This window comes from Magnetospirillum aberrantis SpK (genome assembly GCF_011022235.1).
In the GTDB taxonomy this organism is placed as follows: domain Bacteria; phylum Pseudomonadota; class Alphaproteobacteria; order Rhodospirillales; family Magnetospirillaceae; genus Magnetospirillum; species Magnetospirillum aberrantis.
The window spans coordinates 1-20228 of the sequence record NZ_JAAIYP010000029.1 but is presented as its reverse complement, the minus strand read 5'-3'; the positions used below and the strand labels follow the sequence as shown (position 1 = coordinate 20228).

Sequence of the window (20228 nt, the reverse complement as noted above, 5' to 3'; positions counted from 1 at the left end):
CAAGCCGTTCCTGATGCCGATCGAGGACGTGTTCTCGATCTCGGGCCGTGGCACCGTGGTGACCGGCCGTGTCGAGCGCGGCGTGATCAAGGTGGGCGAGGAAGTCGAGATCGTCGGCATCAAGGCGACCGTCAAGACCACCTGCACCGGCGTCGAAATGTTCCGCAAGCTGCTCGACCAGGGCGAGGCCGGCGACAACATCGGCGCCCTGCTGCGCGGCACCAAGCGTGAGGACGTGGAACGCGGCCAGGTTCTGGCGGCTCCGGGCTCCATCACCCCGCACACCGACTTCGAGGCCGAGGCCTACATCCTGACCAAGGAAGAAGGCGGCCGTCACACCCCGTTCTTCACCAACTATCGTCCGCAGTTCTACTTCCGCACCACCGACGTCACCGGCGTCGTGTCGCTGCCGGAAGGCACCGAAATGGTGATGCCGGGCGATAACGTGAAGATGACCGTCAAGCTGATCGCCCCGATCGCCATGGACCAGGGCCTGCGCTTCGCCATCCGCGAAGGCGGCCGTACCGTCGGCGCCGGCGTGGTGGCCAAGGTCATCGCGTAATCCCTGAGACCTCGGTCGGCGCCGACAATTCGAAAGAAAGCGGGCTTTTCCCGCGCGGCGCCGGCGTGATGGCCAAGGTCATCGCGTAGTCTTTGGAATAGCCGTCCGGCACCGTTGAAAATACGGTGCCGGCACGGTTGCCAAGCGCATCGAGACGCTGTATAAGGCGGGGCTTCGGCCGCGCCGGCCTTGGGGCTGTCCCCTGGAATGGGGTGGCCTGTCGGTGTAGGAGTGTAGCTCAACTGGTAGAGCACCGGTCTCCAAAACCGGGGGTTGGGGGTTCGAGCCCCTCCACTCCTGCCACGCCGAACCGAGGTCACAGTTCAAGCCCAGGCGCCATGGGCGCATGAAGTTCAAGAGAATGATGGCAAAGACGTCTCCAGGCCAGTTCTTCAAGCAGGTCCGGCAGGAAGTGGCGAAAGTCACTTGGCCCAGCCGCAAGGAAACGACGATTTCGACTTTGATGGTCTTCATCATGGTTGTGATCGCCGCGCTCTTTTTCATGCTTGTGGATCAGGCGTTCGCCTGGATCGTCAAGCTGATCTTCGGCCTCGGAGGTTGACCATGGCGACCGCCCGCTGGTACGTGATCCACGTTTATTCCGGTTTCGAGAAGAAGGTCTCGCAAAGCATTCGCGAGCAGGCCGAGCAGAAGGGCATGGCCGAACTGTTCGAGCAGGTGCTGGTGCCCACCGAAGAGGTGGTCGAGGTCCGGCGCGGTTCGAAGGTCAATGCCGAGCGCAAGTTTTTTCCCGGCTACGTGCTGGTGAAGATGGTTCTGACCGACGACACTTGGCATCTGGTCAAGAACACCCCGAAGGTTACTGGCTTCCTGGGCGGCAAGGGCCGCCCGGTTCCGATCACCGAGCGTGAGGCCGAGCGCATCATGCAGCAGGTGCAGGAGGGCGTTGATCGTCCGAAGCCCTCGGTGGTGTTCGAGGTGGGTGAGCAGGTTCGTGTCTGCGACGGTCCTTTCACCTCGTTCAACGGTCTGGTCGAGGAAGTGGACGAGGAAAAGGCCCGCCTCAAGGTGGCGGTGTCGATCTTCGGCCGTTCGACCCCGGTCGAGTTGGAATACGCCCAGGTCGAGAAGGTCTGAGGCATCGTTTTTTGAAGGGAGTGCCGCCGGTTTTGTCCGGCGGCGTTCCCCGTTTTCGTTTCCGGCGGATGACCGCCGGTTTTCGGGGCGGGAGGCCGGCCATGGCCGAACCGCCAACTCTGAACCCCAGAGGGTAAGATGGCAAAGAAAGTCATTGGTTACATCAAGCTTCAGGTGCCGGCCGGCAAGGCCAATCCGTCGCCGCCGATCGGTCCGGCGCTGGGTCAGCGCGGCCTGAACATCATGGAATTCTGCAAGGCGTTCAACGCCCAGACCCAGCAGCTCGAAGCCGGCATGCCGATTCCGGTGGTGATCACCGCCTATTCGGATCGTACCTTCACCTTCGTCACCAAGACCCCGCCCGTGACCTACTTCCTGAAGAAGGCCGCCGGCGTCCAGAAGGGCTCGCAGACCCCCGGCAAGGGCGGCACTGTCGGCCAGGTGACCATGGAGCAGATCCGCGAGATCGCCGAGAAGAAGATGGTCGATCTGAACGCCAACGACATCGAGGCCGCCGCTTCCATGCTCGTCGGTTCCGCCCGTTCCATGGGCCTCAAGGTGGTGGAGTAATCCCATGGCTATCGGAAAGCGCCTGAAGGCGGGTTACGCCAACATCGACCGCAACAAGTTCTACTCGCTGGACGAGGCCGTCGCCCTGATCAAGGACGGCGCCAAGGCCAAGTTCGACGAGACCATCGAGATCGCGTTGAACCTGGGCGTCGATCCCCGTCACGCCGACCAGATGGTCCGCGGTGTCATCGAGTTGCCGCACGGCACCGGTAAGACCGTGCGCGTGGCCGTGTTCGCCAAGGCCGACAAGGCCGAGGAAGCTCGCAAGGCCGGTGCCGACATCGTCGGTGCCGAAGACCTGGCCGAGCAGATCCAGGGCGGCATGATGGATTTCGACCGCTGCATCGCCACCCCCGACATGATGGGTGTGGTGGGCCGTCTCGGTAAGGTCCTCGGCCCGCGCAACCTGATGCCGAACCCCAAGCTGGGCACCGTGACCCCGAACGTGACCGAAGCTGTCCGCGCCGCCAAGGCCGGTCAGGTTCAGTTCCGCGTCGAGAAGGCCGGTATCGTCCATGCCGGGATCGGCAAGGCCTCGTTCGACGCCGCCAAGCTGGCCGAGAACGTCAAGGCCTTCGTGGACGCCATCAACAAGGCCAAGCCCACCGGCGCCAAGGGCACCTACATCAAGAAGGTGTCGCTGGCTTCGACCATGGGCGCGGGTGTCAAGCTGGACATCGCCAGCCTGAGCGCCTAAAAGTTTCGCCTCTCCTTCGGGAGGGGTGATCAAGGGGGCACCCTTCGGGGTGCTTCCGACCTGTCCGAGACCGTAGGTGCCGTCCCCTGGTTTTCCAGGATCGGCTTGATGGATTTCCGCCTACGCAGACAGAAGAAGAAACCATTTCGCCCATCCCCTCGGGGCCGGGTTGGATGGCTTGAGGCTTCTGGGACAGGCCACCGGTTTCGCCGGCCGTTCGCGGCCGGAGAAGCCAGAGGGCAAAAGTTGGAACCAAAGCCCGTTCGGGCGACGGGTTCCATCGTGTTTGTTGGAGACGAACGTGGACCGGACACAGAAGAAAGAGTGGATCGGTGCGCTGCATGAGACGTTCGGAGACGCGGGTCTCGTCGTCGTCGCCCATTACAAGGGGCTGACGGTTGCCGAGATGACCGATCTGCGCGTCAAGATGCGTGCGGCCGGTGCCAGCTTCAAAGTGACCAAGAACCGTCTCACCAAGCTCGCCCTTCAGGGTACCGCTTACGAGAGCATCGCCGACCTGTTCGTCGGTCCGACCGCCATCGCCACTTCGGCTGATCCGGTCGCCGCCGCCAAGGTCGCCGCCGACTTCGCCAAGGCCAACGACAAGCTCAAGATCCTGGGTGGATCCTTGGGTGGTCAGGCCCTGGACGTGGACGGCGTCAAGGCCCTTGCCACCCTGCCGTCGCTGGACGAGCTGCGTGGCAAGCTGATCGGCATGATCTCGACCCCGGCTACCCGTATCGCCGGCGTTCTTCAAGCTCCCGGCGGGCAGGTTGCCCGCGTGCTTGGCGCCTACGCGAAGAAGGACGAGGCCGCGTGAGGCCTCTTTAAGACCCAGTACTCAAGCCTTATCTAGGAGTTTACAATGGCTGATCTCGCTAAGCTCGTTGACGAGCTGTCCGCCCTGACCGTTCTGGAAGCCGCCGAGCTCTCGAAGATGCTCGAAGAGAAGTGGGGCGTTTCCGCCGCCGCTCCGGTTGCCGTCGCCGCTGTCGCCGCTGGCGCCGCTGCTCCGGCCGTTGAAGAGAAGACCGAGTTCGACGTCGTCCTGACCGAGGCCGGCGACAAGAAGATCAACGTGATCAAGGAAGTCCGCGCCATCACCGGCCTGGGCCTGAAGGAAGCCAAGGACCTGGTCGAAGGCGCCCCGAAGACCGTCAAGGAAGGCGTGTCGAAGGACGAAGCCGAGAAGATCAAGAAGGTTCTGGAAGAGGCCGGCGCCAAGGTGCAGGTCAAGTAATCCGGGCTTTTTGAGCCATTCGGCCAAGGGCCGGACCGGGGCGGCGTCATGCTGTCCCGGCCCGGCCCAATGGCGCTTGTAAGACAGACCCGGCAGGCGATGCCTGTCGGGACTGACTGCGGAGACGGGGAAACCCGGCTTCGGCACCGCCGCCCACGCGGCCCAGGCAGCACCCCAAGCTGTGGGGATGCGCCGGGTAGGTCGGGCGGCACCACGATAGTTTTCCAGGGCGGGCGACATTTTTCGCCTGTCCGGGTTCGGAACTGCAGTCCGAACCGAAACCGACATGAGGACGAGGAGCGGCAATGGCTAAATCCTACACGGGTCGGAAGCGTATTCGTAAGAGCTTCGGGCGTATTCCTTCGGTCGCCCCGATGCCCAACCTGATCGAGGTGCAAAAAAGCTCCTACGATCACTTCCTGCAAATGGACGTTCTGCCCGAAAAGCGTGCCAATGTCGGCCTGCAAGAAGTCTTCAAGTCGGTGTTCCCGATTAAGGACTTCTCGGAGCGCGGCACCCTTGAGTTCGTGAAGTACGAACTCGAGCAGCCGAAATACGACGTCGAGGAATGCCAGCAGCGTGGCATGACCTTCGCCGCCCCCCTGAAGGTCACCCTTCGTCTGGTGGTGTGGGACGTGGACGAGGACACCGGCGCCCGTTCCATCCGCGACATCAAGGAGCAGGACGTGTACATGGGCGACATGCCGCTCATGACCGCCAACGGCACCTTCGTCATCAATGGCACCGAGCGTGTCATCGTCTCGCAGATGCACCGCTCTCCGGGTGTGTTCTTCGACCACGACAAGGGCAAGACCCATTCGTCGGGCAAGTACCTGTTCGCCGCCCGCGTCATTCCCTATCGCGGTTCCTGGCTGGACTTCGAGTTCGACGCCAAGGATCTGGTCTATGTCCGCATCGACCGTCGGCGTAAGCTGCCGGTGACCACGCTGCTTTACGCGCTCGACAACGACGCCACCCAGGATTTGCGCGCCAAGCGCAAGGAAGAGGGCCGCGCCGTCGATCTGACCGAGCTCAAGGGCATGGCCAGCGAGGACATCCTCAACTACTTCTACGACACGGTCGTCTACAACCGTGGCCCCAAGGGCTGGAAGACAGCCTTCCACCCCGAGCGGATGAAGGGCGTCAAGCTGGTCTATGACCTGATCGACGCCAAGACCGGCGAGAAGGTGGCCGAGGCCGGCGCCAAGATGACCCCGCGCCTGGGCAAGAAGCTGCGTGAGCAGGGCGTCGAGGACATCCTGGTCCTGCCCGAGGATCTGGTCGGCCAGTACATGGCCGAGGACATCATCAACGAGCAGACCGGCGAGATCTACGTGGAGGCCGGCGACGAGCTGACCGCCGCCATCCTGGCCGAACTGGAAAAGGTCGGTGTGACCGAGCTGCCCATGCTCGCCATCGACCACATCAACGTCGGCCCGTACATCCGCAACACGCTGGCCGTCGACAAGAATTCCTCGCGCGAGGAAGCCTTGATCGACATCTATCGCGTGATGCGTCCGGGCGAACCGCCGACCCTGGAAACCGCCGAAGCGCTGTTCCAGGGCCTGTTCTTCGACAGCGAACGCTACGATCTGTCGGCGGTCGGTCGCGTCAAGATGAACTCGCGCCTGAACTTCAGCGAGAAGGAAGCGCCCGACACGGTTCGCGTGCTGCGTCGCGACGACATCCTGGCGGTCATCAAGGTTCTGGTCGAACTGAAGGACGGCAAGGGCGAGATCGACGACATCGACCATCTCGGCAACCGCCGTGTCCGGTCGGTCGGCGAGTTGATGGAAAACCAGTACCGTGTCGGTCTGTTGCGCATGGAGCGCGCCATCCGCGAACGCATGTCCTCGGTGGACATCGATTCGGTGATGCCGCACGACCTGATCAACGCCAAGCCGGCCGCGGCGGCGGTGCGTGAGTTCTTCGGCAGCTCGCAGCTGTCGCAGTTCATGGACCAGACCAACCCGCTGTCGGAAATCACCCACAAGCGTCGTCTTTCGGCTCTCGGGCCGGGCGGTCTGACCCGCGAGCGCGCGGGCTTCGAAGTCCGCGACGTGCACCCGACCCATTATGGCCGTATCTGCCCGATCGAGACCCCCGAAGGTCCGAACATCGGTCTGATCAACTCCTTGGCCACCTACGCCCGCGTCAATCAGTACGGCTTCATCGAGGCGCCGTACCGCAAGATCGTCGACGGTAGGGTGACCACCGACGTGGTCTATCTGTCGGCCATGGAAGAAGGCCGCTATACCGTCGCCCAGGCCAATTCCGCGTTGAACCCGGACGGCTCGTTCGTGGACGACATGATCGCCTGCCGTCAGGCCGGCGAGTTCGTCATGGTGACGCCGACCGAAATCAACCTGATCGACGTCAGCCCCAAGCAGCTGGTGTCGGTGGCCGCGGCGCTGATCCCGTTCCTGGAGAACGACGACGCCAACCGCGCGCTGATGGGGTCGAACATGCAGCGTCAGGCGGTGCCGCTGATCCGCGCCGAGGCGCCCCTGGTGGGCACCGGCATGGAACAGGCGGTGGCGCGTGATTCGGGCGCGGCGATCACCGCCAAGCGTACCGGCATCGTCGACCAGGTGGACGCGACCCGCGTGGTGATCCGTGCCACCGAGGACGTGTCGGCCAACGAATCGGGCGTCGACATCTATAACCTGCTGAAGTTCCAGCGCTCGAACCAGAACACCTGCATCACGCAAAAGCCGCTGGTGAAGGTGGGCGACAAGATCGGCAAGGGCGACATCATCGCCGACGGTCCCAGCACCCAGCTGGGCGAGTTGGCTTTGGGCCGCAACGTGCTGGTCGCGTTCATGCCCTGGAACGGCTACAACTTCGAAGACTCCATCCTGATCTCGGAACGCATCGTCCGTGACGACGTGTTCACCTCGATCCACATCGAGGAATTCGAGGTCATGGCCCGCGACACCAAGCTGGGCCAGGAAGAAATCACCCGCGACATTCCCAACGTGGGTGAGGAGGCTCTGAAGAACCTGGACGAGGCCGGCATCGTCTACATCGGTGCCGAGGTCAAGCCGGGCGATATCCTGGTCGGCAAGGTCACGCCGAAGGGCGAAAGCCCGATGACCCCGGAAGAGAAGCTGTTGCGCGCCATCTTCGGCGAAAAGGCGTCCGACGTGCGCGACACCAGCCTGCGTCTGCCGCCCGGCGTCGCCGGCACCATCGTGGAAGTGCGCGTCTTCTCCCGCCGCGGCGTCGAGAAGGACGAACGCGCGCTGGCCATCGAGCGGGCCGAGATCGAGCGTCTGGCCAAGGACCGCGACGACGAACGCGCCATCCTGGAGCGCAGCTTCTACGCCCGTCTCAAGCAGATCCTGCTGGGCAAGAAGGTGGTTTCGGGTCCCAAGGGTGTCCGCGCGGGCCAAGTGGTCGAGGACGGCATGCTGGCCGAACTGCACACCAGCGCGTGGCGTAACATCGCCGTCGACGACGACGCGGTGATGGCCGACGTGGAAAGCCTCAAGCGGGCCTTCGACATGGCCGTGCAGCGTCTCCAGGATCGCTTCGAGAACAAGGTCGAGAAGCTCCAGCGTGGCGACGAACTGCCGCCCGGCGTGATGAAGATGGTCAAGGTGTTCGTGGCGGTGAAGCGCAAGCTTCAGCCGGGCGACAAGATGGCCGGCCGTCACGGCAACAAGGGTGTCATCTCGCGCATCATGCCGCTGGAGGACATGCCCTACCTCGAGGACGGCCAACAGGTCGACATCGTTCTGAACCCGCTGGGCGTGCCGTCGCGCATGAACGTCGGTCAGATCCTCGAGACCCATCTGGGATGGGCCGCCGCCGGCCTGGGCCAGCAGATCGGCAAGGTGCTGGACGGCTATCGTCACAACACCGCGTCGGTCGCCGACCTGCGCAAGAAGCTCCAGGACATCTACGGTCCGCAACTCTATGCCGAGGAGATCAGCGATCTCTCCGACGACGAGGTGCTGGAACTGGGGACGAACCTGCGTCCCGGTACTCCCTTCGCTACCCCGGTGTTCGACGGTGCGCGCGAAAGCGACATCTGCGACATGCTGGACAAGGCGGGGCGCGATCGTTCGGGTCAGGTCACCCTGCACGACGGCCGTACCGGCGAGCCCTTCGACCGCAAGGTCACCGTCGGCTACATCTACATGCTGAAGCTGCACCACCTGGTGGACGACAAGATCCACGCCCGTTCCATCGGTCCGTACTCGCTGGTCACCCAGCAGCCGTTGGGCGGCAAGGCGCAGTTCGGCGGTCAGCGCTTCGGTGAAATGGAAGTGTGGGCTCTGGAAGCGTATGGCGCCGCCTATACGCTGCAAGAGATGCTCACGGTCAAGTCGGACGACGTCTCCGGTCGCACCAAGGTCTACGAGGCCATCGTGCGCGGCGACGACAACTTCGAGGCCGGCATCCCCGAGTCCTTCAACGTGTTGGTCAAGGAATTGCGCTCGCTCGGCCTCAATGTCGAGTTGAACCAACGCACGTTCTAAGAACTTCACCCTGTGTCCCGGCGGGAGGGGAAGCCCCCCTTCCGCCGCACCCGGTTCCCATGCGGGAGTAGGTCAATGAATGAACTGATGAAGATTTTCGGTCAGGCGAGCGGCACCCAGTCCTTCGACCAGATCCGGATTTCGATCGCCTCCCCCGAGCGTATCCGCTCGTGGTCGTACGGCGAGATCAAGAAGCCCGAGACCATCAACTACCGGACCTTCAAGCCGGAGCGCGACGGCCTGTTCTGCGCCCGCATCTTTGGCCCGATCAAGGATTACGAGTGCTTGTGCGGCAAGTACAAGCGCATGAAGTATCGCGGCATCATCTGCGAGAAGTGCGGCGTCGAGGTGACGCTGGCCAAGGTCCGGCGCGAGCGCATGGGCCATATCGAGCTGGCCAGCCCGGTCGCCCACATCTGGTTCCTGAAGTCGCTGCCGTCCCGTATCGGCCTGCTGTGCGACATGACGCTCAAGGACCTTGAGCGCATCTTGTACTTCGAGAATTACGTGGTGGTCGAACCCGGCCTGACCCCCTTGAAGATTCGCGAACTGCTCTCGGAAGAGCAGTACATGCGCGCGGTCGATGAATACGGCGAGGACGCCTTCACCGCCAAGATCGGTGCCGAGGCCATCCGCGACATGCTGTCGGCCATCGACCTGGAGTCCGAGAAGGACAGGCTCAAGATCGACCTCAAGGAGACCACCTCCGAGGCCAAGCGCAAGAAGCTGGTCAAGCGCCTGAAGCTGGTGGAAGCCTTCCTGGAATCCGGCTCGCGCCCCGAGTGGATGATCCTGGAAGTCATTCCGGTCATCCCGCCGGAACTGCGCCCGCTGGTGCCCCTGGATGGCGGCCGGTTCGCCACCTCGGACCTCAACGACCTCTATCGCCGCGTCATCAACCGCAACAACCGCCTGAAGCGCCTGATCGAGCTGCGTGCGCCCGAGATCATCGTGCGTAACGAAAAGCGCATGCTGCAAGAAGCGGTGGACGCGCTGTTCGACAACGGCCGCCGTGGCCGCGCCATCACCGGCGCCAACAAGCGTCCGCTGAAGTCGCTGAGCGACATGCTCAAGGGCAAGCAGGGCCGCTTCCGTCAGAACCTCTTGGGCAAGCGCGTCGACTATTCCGGCCGTTCGGTCATCGTGGTCGGTCCCGAGCTCAAGCTGCATCAATGCGGCCTGCCCAAGAAGATGGCGCTGGAACTGTTCAAGCCCTTCGTCTATTCGAAGCTTGAGTTGTACGGCATGGCCACCACCATCAAGGCCGCCAAGCGGATGGTGGAAAAGGAACGTCCCGAGGTGTGGGACATCCTGGAGGAGGTCATCCGCGAACATCCGGTGATGCTGAACCGTGCGCCGACGCTGCACCGTCTCGGTATCCAGGCGTTCGAGCCGACCCTGATCGAAGGCAAGGCCATCCAGTTGCATCCGCTGGTCTGTACCGCCTTCAACGCCGACTTCGACGGCGACCAGATGGCCGTGCACGTGCCTCTCAGCCTCGAGGCGCAGTTGGAAGCGCGCGTGCTGATGATGTCCACCAACAACATCCTCAGCCCCGCCAACGGCAAGCCGATCATCGTGCCCAGCCAGGACATCGTGCTCGGTATCTATTACATCACCATGGAACGCGACGAGCAGCCGGGTCTGGCGCTCAAGATCCATTCGGTGGACGAACTCAAGGCCGGCATCGCCAAGGGAACGCTGTTCTTCGTGAACCGCACCGACCCGGCGACCCCGCCCGACACCAAGGACGTCGACGGCCTGATGGCCAAGATCGGCCGCCGCGAGGTCACCGCCCATCGTGCGGTGCGTGCGACCGGTGACGCTCTGGTCGCGGGCCTGGAATCGGGTCTGTTGCAGGTCTTCAACGTCGATAAGCCCGGCCACCCCCTGGCTTCGATGGCTCCGGCCGATGTCGAGAAGGCGGTCAAGGACGGCAAGGCCGTGCTGTTCCGCCTGCCGGTGTTCGGCACCATGGCCGAAATCGAGGAAGCGCTGACCGAGAAGGTGCTGACGCTGCACCAGAAGATCCGCGCCCGCTATCACAACATCGACACCGAGGGGAACCCGATCATCGAGATCGTGGAGACCACCGCCGGCCGCATGATGTTGTCGGAAGTGCTGCCGCGGAACCTCAACGTTCCGTTCTCCTCGATCAACCGCCTGCTGACCAAGAAGGACATCCAGAACGTCATCGATCTGGTGTACCGCCATTGCGGCCAGAAAGAGACGGTGATCTTCGCCGACCGCATCATGGGTCTGGGCTATTCCAACGCGTTCAAGGCCGGCATCTCGTTCGGCAAGGACGACATGGTGGTGCCCCCGGCCAAGGAAAAGCTGGTGTCCGAGACCGAGGCCAAGGTCAAGGAATACGAACAGCAGTACCAGGACGGTCTGATCACCCAGGGCGAGAAGTACAACAAGGTGGTCGACGCCTGGTCGAAATGCACCGACGACGTCGCCGACGCCATGATGAAGGAAATCAGCCGCGTCGAGCCCGGCCGCATGGTGAACTCGGTCTACATGATGGCCCATTCGGGCGCTCGTGGTTCGGCCGCCCAGATGAAGCAGTTGGCCGGCATGCGCGGCCTGATGGCCAAGCCGTCGGGCGAAATCATCGAGACGCCGATCATCTCGAACTTCAAGGAAGGCCTGACCGTGCTGGAGTACTTCAACTCCACCCACGGCGCCCGCAAGGGTCTGGCCGACACCGCGCTGAAGACCGCGAACTCGGGTTACCTCACCCGCCGTCTGGTGGATGTGGCCCAGGACGCGATCATCACCGAGGAAGATTGCGGCACCACCAACGGCCTGACCGTCTCGGCGGTGGTCGAGGGCGGCGACGTCATCAGCCCGCTGGCCGAGCGTATCCTCGGCCGTTCGGCGGCTCGTGACATCGTTCATCCGGCGACCGGCGCCGTCATCGTGCCGGCGGGCGAAATCATCGACGAATCGGCGGTCGAGGCCATCGACGACGCCGGTATCGAGGAAGTCGCCATCCGTTCGGTGCTGACCTGCGAGGCCAAGGAAGGCGTCTGCGGCGCCTGCTACGGCCGCGATCTGGCCCGCGGCACCCGCGTCAACGTCGGCGAAGCGGTCGGCGTCATCGCCGCCCAGTCGATCGGCGAGCCCGGTACCCAGCTGACCATGCGTACCTTCCACATCGGTGGTGCGGCCCAGCGTGGCGCCGAACAGTCGTCGATCGAAGCGACCGGCGAGTTGACGGTGCAGGTGCTGAACAAGAACGTGGTCACCAACTCGTCGGGCGCCCTGATCGTGATGTCGCGTAACTGCGAAATCGCGCTCCTGGACGTCAACAACCGCGAGCGTGCCCGCCACCGCGTGCCGTACGGCGCCAAGCTGCTGGTCGAGGAAGGCACCAAGACGAGCAAGGGCACCAAGCTGGCCGAGTGGGATCCCTACACCCTGCCGATCATCACCGAGACCAACGGTGTCGCCCATTACCTGGATCTGGTCGAAGGCCTGTCCATGCGTGAGGTGGTGGACGAAGCCACCGGCATCGCCAGCAAGGTGGTGGTCGACTGGAAGCAGCAGCCGCGTGGTTCCGACTTGCGTCCCCGTGTCGAGCTGCGTGACGAGAAGGGCCAGCCGGTGACCCTGCCGAACGGTCTGGAAGCCCGCTACTTCTTGTCGGTGGACGCCATCTTGTCGGTGGAGAACGGTTCCAAGCTGCATGCGGGTGACGTGATCGCCCGTATCCCGCGCGAAGGTTCCAAGACCCGTGACATCACTGGCGGTCTGCCGCGTGTGGCCGAGCTGTTCGAAGCCCGCAAGCCCAAGGATCACGCCATCATCGCCGAAATCGACGGCCGCGTGGAATTCGGCAAGGACTACAAGTCCAAGCGCCGTATCCTGGTCGTTCCCGAGGATGGCGATCCGGTGGAATATCTGATCCCCAAGGGCAAGCACATCTCGGTGCAGGAAGGCGACTACGTCCGTCGCGGCGACAGCCTGATGGACGGCAATCCGGTGCCGCACGACATCCTCAAGGTGATGGGCGTGCCGGCCCTGGCCCAGTACCTCATCAACGAAATCCAGGAGGTCTATCGTCTCCAGGGTGTGAAGATCAACGACAAGCACATCGAGGTGATCGTTCGCCAGATGCTGCAAAAGATCGAGATCACCGATGGCGGCGACACCACCATGCTGGTGGGCGAGACCGTGGACCGCGTCGAGTTCGAGGCCGAGAACGCCAAGGCGATCAAGGAACAGGGCCGTCCGGCTTCGGGCACTCCGGTTCTGCAAGGCATCACCAAGGCGAGCTTGCAGACCCATTCCTTCATCTCCGCCGCGTCGTTCCAGGAAACCACCCGCGTCCTGACGGAAGCCGCCGTCTCGGGCAAGGTGGACACCCTGAACGGCCTCAAGGAGAACGTGATCGTCGGTCGTCTGATCCCCGCCGGTACCGGCGCGGTGATGAACCGTCTGCGCGAGCTGGCCGCCAAGCGCGACCGCGAGATGCAGGTGGAGGACGGCGAGGGTACGGCGTTGCCGCCGACCGGTGTGGACGGTGGCGACCAGCCGCCGGCCGCCCCGGCCGAGTAAGCCAGCCCAAGGGCACGAAAGCACCCCCGCCGGGAAACCGGCGGGGGTGTTTGCTTTGCCGCTCGATGCGTCTGGCCGTTGGCTCTTGTGCCCCATGTCTGATCGGGCTTAAATCCTGTTGGGGGAGAGCCGCGGCGAAAGCCGTGCAGGCCGAAGGGGAACGAGGTGGCGAAGGACTGGCGGGAGATGCTGCGGCCCCGTTGGCTGGTGGCTTTGATAACCGGCGTGAACGCCGTCGTTATCCTGGCCGTGGCCGGCTGGCTGGTGGCCGCCGACCTGCGTGAGGTTCGGGCCAGGGTCGAGGGGGAGACCCGTGCCGATCTGGCCCTTGTTCGCGAATCCGTCGTCCACGCGCTTGACGTTGCCGATCTGCTGACCGGCCGGGTGGCCGACCGCGCCGCCAAGGGGGGGGCAGCGTTGACGCGGGGCGGGCCGCAACCGCTCCTCGCCCAGATATCCGCCGTTCCGGCCGTGGCCAACCTGCATGTTCTCGATGATGCGGGGCATCTTCTTCTCGACGCCAAGGGGCTCTATCCTTCGGGGGGCAATTTCGCCGACCGCGACTGGTTCAAGACGCTGGCCGACGATCCGTCCTTGCAGGTGTCGATCGGCCAGGTGACGTTCGACGAATCCGCCCGCACCCATGCCTTCCCCGTGGCCCGCCGGATCGTGGGGGAGCGGGGCCGGACCGTGGGCTTCGTGGTGGCTCAGGTGGATTTGGGATATTTCAAGCGGCTCTACCAGCAGATGGGGGCGGCGGAGGACCTTGCCTTCGGGGCGTACGGCCTGGATGGGGGCATCAGTGTCCGTCAACCCTTCGCTGCGGACGATGTCGGCCGCTCCTTTGCCGGGTCCGCGTTGTTCGAGCAATTGGCTCTGTCGCCGGAGGGTACGTTTTTCGGCCGGTCGCCCTACGACGCCTTGCCGCGTGTGCTTTCCTATTCCAGGCTGATGGGGCGGCCGTTGGTGGTGTGGGCCAGCCGGTCCGAACAACAGGCGATGGAGGCGGCACGCTGGCGGTCGCTTGGGCTTGCCGCCGGCGCGCTGTCGCTGGTGGGGCTGGGAATTGCGCTGGCCGTCGCCTGTTGGCGGGGGCTTGAGCGCGAACAACGCGAAAGCTCCGATCTGGCCGGCCTGAACCGCGAATTGGAGCGGTCGAACGCCGACCTGGAGCAATTCGCCTATATCGCCTCGCACGACCTCAAGGAGCCGCTACGCAACATCGCCTCCTACGTACAACTCTTGCAGCGGCGCTATCAGGGAAAGCTTGATCCCGACGCCGACGCCTTCATCGGCTACACGGTTGATGGTGTGCGGCGCATGCAGGCCATCATCAGCGAGCTCTTGGCTTATTCCCGCATCGGCACCGGCCAACTGACGCTGGTGCCGGTTCAGGCCGGCATCCTGGTCAGTTCGGCGCTGGCCCATCTCAAGGGAGTGATCGCCGAGGCCCAGGCAGCGGTCGAGGTCAAGGGGCCGTTGCCGGTGGTCATGGCCGACAACGTCCAACTGGGCAGCCTGTTCCAGAACCTGATCGGCAACGCCTTGAAATACCGTCGCGACGACGTCCGGTCCGAAGTGGTGATCGGCTGCGAAAGCCGGGGCGAATGGTGGGAATTCTATGTGGCCGACAACGGAATCGGTATCGACGCCCAATATCATCGCCAGATTTTCGACTTGTTCCGACGCCTGCATCCGCGTGACCGCTTCCCTGGAACCGGCATCGGCCTTGCCATCTGCCAGCGTGTGGTCGAACGGCATGGTGGGCGGATCTGGGTGGAATCCGTGGTCGGGCAGGGCTCGACCTTCCGTTTCACCCTGCCCAAGGTGCGGATGGCCTGATCCTGGCGGTGCCGTTTCGCGTCAGGCAGTTCCGGCATGGACAAGCAAAGGGGGATTGGATGGGGAACGTGTTTTCAATTGCCGCGCTGGTGGCGGGTCTGGTTGTGGCTGTGGCAGGTAATGCGGCCGAGCCGGAGAAACTGTGGAGCAGCGACCAGATCGAGGGACGGGCTGACGCGCCTGTCACTATCATTGAGTATTCCAGCTACAGTTGTTCGTATTGCGCCAACTTTGAGCGTAAGACCTATCCAAAACTGAAGAAGGAATGGATCGCGACGGGAAAGGCTCGCCTGATCCATCGCTTCGCTCCCGGTGATGTCGGCGATCTGACCGCTGCCGTACTAACCACCTGCGCGGCCCGCAAGTCCCTTAATCTGCGCGCTCCGTATTACGCCAAGAGCGAGGAACTCGCGAAACTGTCAGGCAACGAAAAGATCAAGGAAAAGCGGTTCCTGGTTTTTGACGTTGCGGCGGGCGCAGGCATGGCGGTCGTGGATATAAAGGCTTGCCTCGGCGACCGTTCGGTGGCCGAGAACATCATGGGAAGCCTCAAGGAGGCGAACGAGAAGTACAATTTGAAGGGAACGCCGACCTTCGTCATTAACGGGGAAACCGTGGAGGGTGACATGCCTTACGACAAATTCGCTGCCCACCTAAAGGCGGCAACGAAATAGGCGAGATCGCTTGCCGGCGTCAGCTTGTCTTTGGGCTGAGCGCCGGCATGCTCGCCTAGCCCTTGTCCTCGTTGGCGGAAAGCAGGCTGGGGAGGCTGGCGTTTTCCGTCCGTGCGCCGGTGACTGGCGGCGGTAACGGCACCGGGAAAAGCTGAAGGTCGGTTTCCGCCTGGGGCCTGGGGCTGGGGGGCAGACGGGCGGGAAAGCTGCTGATCGTTGCCGGAATGTCTTCCATGACCAGCGCCACGTCACCGCCTTGCGGTGTTTCCGGAACCGGGGATGGCCGCGCGGGAGAGGCGAGCTTTTGTCCCCGGGCGGCGACGTCGGCGGCGGCCAGGGCGATGCTGTCGGCGGCGGCGTCGGAACCTGCGGGTTGTTCGGCCGGGCGTTCGGCCGGGCGCAACGCCGCCAGATCGACCTGGGGCTGCAACCGTCCGGCCAGACGCTCCGCCTCGGACATGGCACGGCGAAAGCGCCGTTCGACGGTGGCGTAGATCGAGGCCAGAGAGCGTTGCTCGCCCGAGGAGGAATCGACGAAAACCTCGGGATTGGCCTTGGCGGCGCCGGCCATGTCGTCGGGCTGTTCGCCGCCTTCCGGCTCATGCCGTCCCTTGAGCACCTTGAGCGCTCCACCGGCTCCCAGGAAATGCGCCAGATAGAGGTCGTGGGTCGATACCTGCCGGCCAAGGCGGGATTCGAGGACGCGTTCGTTGTCCTTGGCATATTCGGCGGCCATCAGCGCCGACAGCTTGGGATCGCGCCGAAGGTCCAGGATTTCCTTTTTCAGGTCCTTGTCGGTGACCGTCAGACGACCATCGGAGCCGGTGACCACCGCGTCGGCGTATTTGTCGAGCCCGTGTGCCGCGCCGTGTTTCTTCACCATGTCCAGCCAAGTGCCGGAGGTGAACTGGAACAGCCCCATGGCCGAGGACCGAGAGCTCTTGGCGTCGGGGTTCAGCCGGCTTTCCTGGTTGGCCTGGGCCAACAGGAACTCGAACGGAACGCCGGTGGCCTGGGCCGCGTCGCGGATATGGGCGGCGACCTTGTGTTCGCTACGCTGGACGGTCGGTATGTCTGTGGCTGCGCTGGCGGTGGTGCTCATCTCGGCAGGCTCCGGTCCGGGCTCGCGACCAGCATAGCATGAAAAAGGTTACCGGAATTGCCAATGCCCGGTGCCTTGGCCCTTGGTCCTGGAATAGGATAAGTCCGCGAAACGATTCGACTCTTTCGCTTGACGCCGAGGGGGCGGACCCATAGGATGCGGCGCTTCCGGGGACTGGGTGCTCGCGGACTCGTACTCGAATGCCCAGTTGCCGGAAACACCGAACCTATTTGTCCAACGCCGGACGGGTCGGCGGTCCAACCCGAAGGAAGCCCCGGTGGCATGCCGCCGGCGGTGTTTTCTGGTTATCCGCATACCTTTTCCGAAGGGAAATGACTTAGATGCCCACGATCAATCAGTTGATCCGTAAGCCGCGCCAGCCTTTGACGGCGCGCAACAAGGTGCCGGCCCTCGAAGCCTGTCCCCAGAAGCGTGGTGTTTGCACCCGCGTTTACACCACCACCCCGAAGAAGCCGAACTCGGCGCTGCGTAAGGTTGCCCGTGTGCGCCTGACCAACGGCTTCGAAGTCACCAGCTACATTCCGGGCGAAGGTCACAACCTTCAGGAGCACTCGGTGGTGATGATCCGCGGCGGCCGCGTGAAGGATCTTCCCGGTGTCCGCTATCACATCATCCGCGGCACTCTGGATACCCAGGGTGTGAAGGACCGTAAGCAGCGTCGTTCGAAGTACGGCGCCAAGCGTCCGAAGTGAGGTAACAGACCATGTCCCGTCGTCACGCCGCCGAAAAGCGCGAAATCAATCCCGATGCCAAGTATGGCGATCTGGTGATTGCTAAGTTCATGAACTGCCTCATGCTGGACGGCAAGAAGTCCGCCGCCGAGGCGATCGTCTATGGTGCTCTGGAAAAGATCGGGGCCAAGACCGGCCAGGATCCGCGCCAGGTGTTCCATGATGCCCTCGACAACGTGAAGCCCGCCGTCGAGGTGCGCTCCCGTCGTGTCGGTGGCGCCACCTACCAGGTGCCGGTCGAGGTCCGCACGGACCGTCGTCAGGCCCTGGCCATCCGCTGGCTGATCGAGTACTCGCGCAAGCGTTCCGAGACCACCATGATCGACCGTCTGTCGGGCGAATTGCTCGATGCGGCGAACAATCGCGGTGCCTCGGTCAAGAAGCGCGAGGACACCCATCGTATGGCGGACGCCAACAAGGCGTTCTCGCACTACCGCTGGTAAAAGGTCGGGGCCGCGAGAGGTCGCCATGGCTCGTATGACGCCACTCGATCGCTATCGTAATATCGGCATCATGGCTCACATCGATGCCGGGAAGACGACTACGACCGAGCGGATCCTGTACTACACCGGAAAATCCTATCGGATTGGCGAGGTCGATCACGGCACCGCCACCATGGATTGGATGGAGCAGGAACAGGAGCGGGGCATCACCATCACCTCCGCGGCCACCACCGCCTTTTGGCGCGATCACCGCGTCAACATCATCGACACCCCCGGTCATGTCGACTTCACCATCGAGGTGGAGCGCTCGCTTCGCGTGCTCGACGGAGCCGTCGCGGTGTTCGATGGTGTGGCCGGCGTCGAGCCCCAGTCTGAAACGGTGTGGCGGCAGGCCGACAAGTACGGCGTGCCGCGCATCTGTTTCGTCAACAAGATGGACCGTGTCGGTGCCGATTTCCCGGCCACCGTCGCCATGATCGCCGAACGCCTGGGCGCGCGTCCCCTGGTGCTGACCCTGCCGCTGATGCAGGACGGTCAGTTCCTTGGCGTCATCGATCTGCTGCGCCATGTCGCGGTCGAGTGGAAGGACGAGACGCTGGGCGCCGAGTTCTTCGACACCGACATTCCGCCCGACATGGCCGAGCAGGTTGCCCAAGCCCGCAAGGCCCTGGTCGAAGCCGCCGTCGAACTGGATGACGCGGCTCTTTCCGTCTATCTGGGCGGAACCGAGCCTGATCTGGCGACCCTCAAGGCTTGTATCCGCAAGGGGACGCTGGCCAAGGTGTTCGTGCCGGTGTTGTGTGGCGCCTCGTTCCGCAACAAAGGCGTTCAGCCGTTGTTGGACGCGGTGGTCGATTACCTGCCGTCGCCGCTGGACATCGCGGCGGTCAAGGGGTTCTTCGGTGGCCGTACCGCCCAGGTGGACCGCGCCGCCAACGACGACGCGCCGTTTTCCGCCCTTGCCTTCAAGGTGCTGCACGATCCGCTGGTCGGCAACCTGACCTTCGTGCGCGTCTATTCCGGCACGATCAAAAGCGGTGCCCGTGTGCTCAACAGCGCCAAGGACAAGGTCGAGGTGCTGGGGCGCATGCTGCTGATGCATGCCAACATGCGCGAAGAGATCGACGAGGCGCGGGCCGGCGACATCGTCGCCGTGGCTGGTCTCGACGGGGTCGGCACCGGCGACACCTTGTGCGCTCCCGAGGCGCCGGTGGTGCTGGAGAGCATGGATTTTCCCGAGCCGGTGATCGAGGTGACGGTCGAGCCCAAGACCGAGGCCGATTCCGATCTGCTGGCCCGCGCGCTTGCCTATCTTGCGGCCGAGGACCCGTCCTTCCGCGTCGCCCATGACGCCGAAAGCGGCCAAACGGTGATTCGCGGCATGGGCGAGTTGCATCTGGAGATCATCGTTGACCGGCTGCGTCGTCAGTTTCGTGTCGATGCCGCGGTAGGCAAGCCCCAGGTGGCCTATCGCGAAACCATCACCAAGCCGGCCGAGGTGGATTACACCCACAACCGTCAGGTCGGCGGCACCGGACAGTTCGCCCGTGTGCGCGTGACCCTGGAGCCGGCGGCTGCCGGCACCGGTTTGTTGTTCGAGAACAAGTCCCCGGCCGGTGCCGTGCCCAAGGAATACGTGCCCGGCATCGAGCGCGGCCTGCGTTCGGCCATGGAAGACGGGGTCGTCGCGGGCTTTCCGGTGGTTGACGTGCACGCCACGTTGACCGATGGTGCCGCCAATGACGTCGATTCCTCGGCGTTGGCGTTTGAGATTGCTTCCCGAACCGCCTGCCGCGATGGTCTCGCCAAGGCGGGTTCGAAGCTGTTGGAACCGGTGATGCGGGTCGAGGTTGTCACTCCCGACGACTATCTCGGCGCGGTCATCGGCGATCTGAATGGCCGGCGTGGCCAGGTCACGTCCATGGAGACCCGCGGGCCCGCCCGCGTCGTCATCGCCATGGTGCCGTTGGCCACCATGTTCGGCTATGTGAACACCCTGCGCTCGATGTCGCAGGGCCGTGCCCAGTACACGATGGTTTTCGACCATTACTCGGACGTCCCCGGCCCGGTGGCCGAGGAAGTGCGGGGGCGACTGGCCGGCTGACCACTGAACCTTTATTCGAGGACGGAGTAAGAGAAACATGGCTAAGGCGAAATTCGAGCGCAACAAGCCGCACTGCAACATCGGCACCATC

At 63.7% G+C, this 20228-nt stretch carries 15 protein-coding genes, 1 tRNA gene and 1 pseudogene; 16 read left to right on the top strand and 1 reads right to left on the bottom strand.

The window, feature by feature from the left end:
* The 13 genes and pseudogenes from G4223_RS05010 to G4223_RS04955 all read left to right on the top strand — a co-directional run.
* Positions 1-562: EF-Tu C-terminal domain-related protein (locus tag G4223_RS05010; RefSeq protein WP_241003960.1), on the top strand; the 562-nt coding region annotated here is incomplete at its 5' end.
* A 227-nt stretch (positions 563-789) separates the two neighbouring features.
* Positions 790-865, top strand: a tRNA-Trp gene (locus G4223_RS05005).
* Positions 866-908: 43 nt separating this feature from the next.
* On the top strand, positions 909-1124 hold the full coding sequence (gene secE / locus G4223_RS05000; protein WP_163675914.1) for a preprotein translocase subunit SecE: 216 nt from the start codon (positions 909-911) through the stop codon (positions 1122-1124).
* Positions 1125-1126: 2 nt separating this feature from the next.
* Positions 1127-1660 (top strand): transcription termination/antitermination protein NusG, encoded by a 534-nt coding sequence (gene nusG / locus G4223_RS04995; RefSeq protein ID WP_163675911.1) that lies wholly within the window; start codon positions 1127-1129, stop codon positions 1658-1660.
* Positions 1661-1798: 138 nt separating this feature from the next.
* Positions 1799-2230 (top strand): 50S ribosomal protein L11, encoded by a 432-nt coding sequence (gene rplK, locus G4223_RS04990; protein ID WP_163675908.1) that lies wholly within the window; start codon positions 1799-1801, stop codon positions 2228-2230.
* Between the two features lie 4 nt (positions 2231-2234).
* Entirely contained in the window at positions 2235-2927 is a 693-nt protein-coding gene (gene rplA / locus G4223_RS04985; RefSeq protein WP_163675906.1) for a 50S ribosomal protein L1, read from the top strand.
* Positions 2928-3228: 301 nt separating this feature from the next.
* Positions 3229-3747, top strand: a complete 519-nt coding sequence (gene rplJ / locus G4223_RS04980) for a 50S ribosomal protein L10 (protein WP_163675902.1) — start codon at positions 3229-3231, stop codon at positions 3745-3747.
* Between the two features lie 45 nt (positions 3748-3792).
* The gene (gene rplL, locus G4223_RS04975; protein ID WP_163675900.1) at positions 3793-4167 is read left to right on the top strand and encodes a 50S ribosomal protein L7/L12; all 375 of its coding nucleotides are present in this window, start codon (positions 3793-3795) and stop codon (positions 4165-4167) included.
* Positions 4168-4472: 305 nt separating this feature from the next.
* Positions 4473-8654, top strand: coding sequence for a DNA-directed RNA polymerase subunit beta (gene rpoB, locus G4223_RS04970; protein ID WP_163675897.1), 4182 nt, complete (start codon positions 4473-4475; stop codon positions 8652-8654).
* A 75-nt stretch (positions 8655-8729) separates the two neighbouring features.
* A pseudogene (gene rpoC, locus G4223_RS20475) lies at positions 8730-10334 on the top strand (DNA-directed RNA polymerase subunit beta'); the annotation flags it as partial.
* A gap of 84 nt (positions 10335-10418) precedes the next feature.
* The gene (locus G4223_RS20470; RefSeq protein WP_476738487.1) at positions 10419-13220 is read left to right on the top strand and encodes a DNA-directed RNA polymerase subunit beta'; all 2802 of its coding nucleotides are present in this window, start codon (positions 10419-10421) and stop codon (positions 13218-13220) included.
* Positions 13221-13406: 186 nt separating this feature from the next.
* Positions 13407-15062, top strand: a complete 1656-nt coding sequence (locus G4223_RS04960; protein ID WP_163675892.1) for a sensor histidine kinase — start codon at positions 13407-13409, stop codon at positions 15060-15062.
* A 59-nt stretch (positions 15063-15121) separates the two neighbouring features.
* Positions 15122-15736 (top strand): DsbA family protein, encoded by a 615-nt coding sequence (locus G4223_RS04955; protein WP_163675889.1) that lies wholly within the window; start codon positions 15122-15124, stop codon positions 15734-15736.
* A 55-nt stretch (positions 15737-15791) separates the two neighbouring features.
* Here G4223_RS04955 and G4223_RS04950 read toward each other — a convergent pair whose 3' ends face one another.
* Positions 15792-16838 carry a transglycosylase SLT domain-containing protein gene (locus G4223_RS04950; protein WP_163675885.1) on the bottom strand — a complete coding sequence of 349 codons (1047 nt, stop codon included), beginning with the start codon at positions 16836-16838 and terminating at the stop codon, positions 15792-15794.
* Positions 16839-17179: 341 nt separating this feature from the next.
* Here G4223_RS04950 and rpsL point away from each other — a divergent pair, with 341 nt between their 5' ends.
* Genes rpsL through fusA form a run of 3 tightly spaced genes read left to right on the top strand, consistent with a single transcriptional unit; the run spans position 17180 to position 20137 of the window.
* Positions 17180-17551 carry a 30S ribosomal protein S12 gene (gene rpsL / locus G4223_RS04945; protein ID WP_068503296.1) on the top strand — a complete coding sequence of 124 codons (372 nt, stop codon included), beginning with the start codon at positions 17180-17182 and terminating at the stop codon, positions 17549-17551.
* 11 nt (positions 17552-17562) lie between these two features.
* Positions 17563-18033: a 30S ribosomal protein S7 gene (gene rpsG / locus G4223_RS04940; RefSeq protein WP_163675882.1), complete on the top strand. Its 471-nt coding sequence runs from the start codon at positions 17563-17565 to the stop codon at positions 18031-18033.
* 25 nt (positions 18034-18058) lie between these two features.
* On the top strand, positions 18059-20137 hold the full coding sequence (fusA, locus tag G4223_RS04935) for an elongation factor G (RefSeq protein ID WP_163675879.1): 2079 nt from the start codon (positions 18059-18061) through the stop codon (positions 20135-20137).
* Positions 20138-20228: the final 91 nt, after the last annotated feature.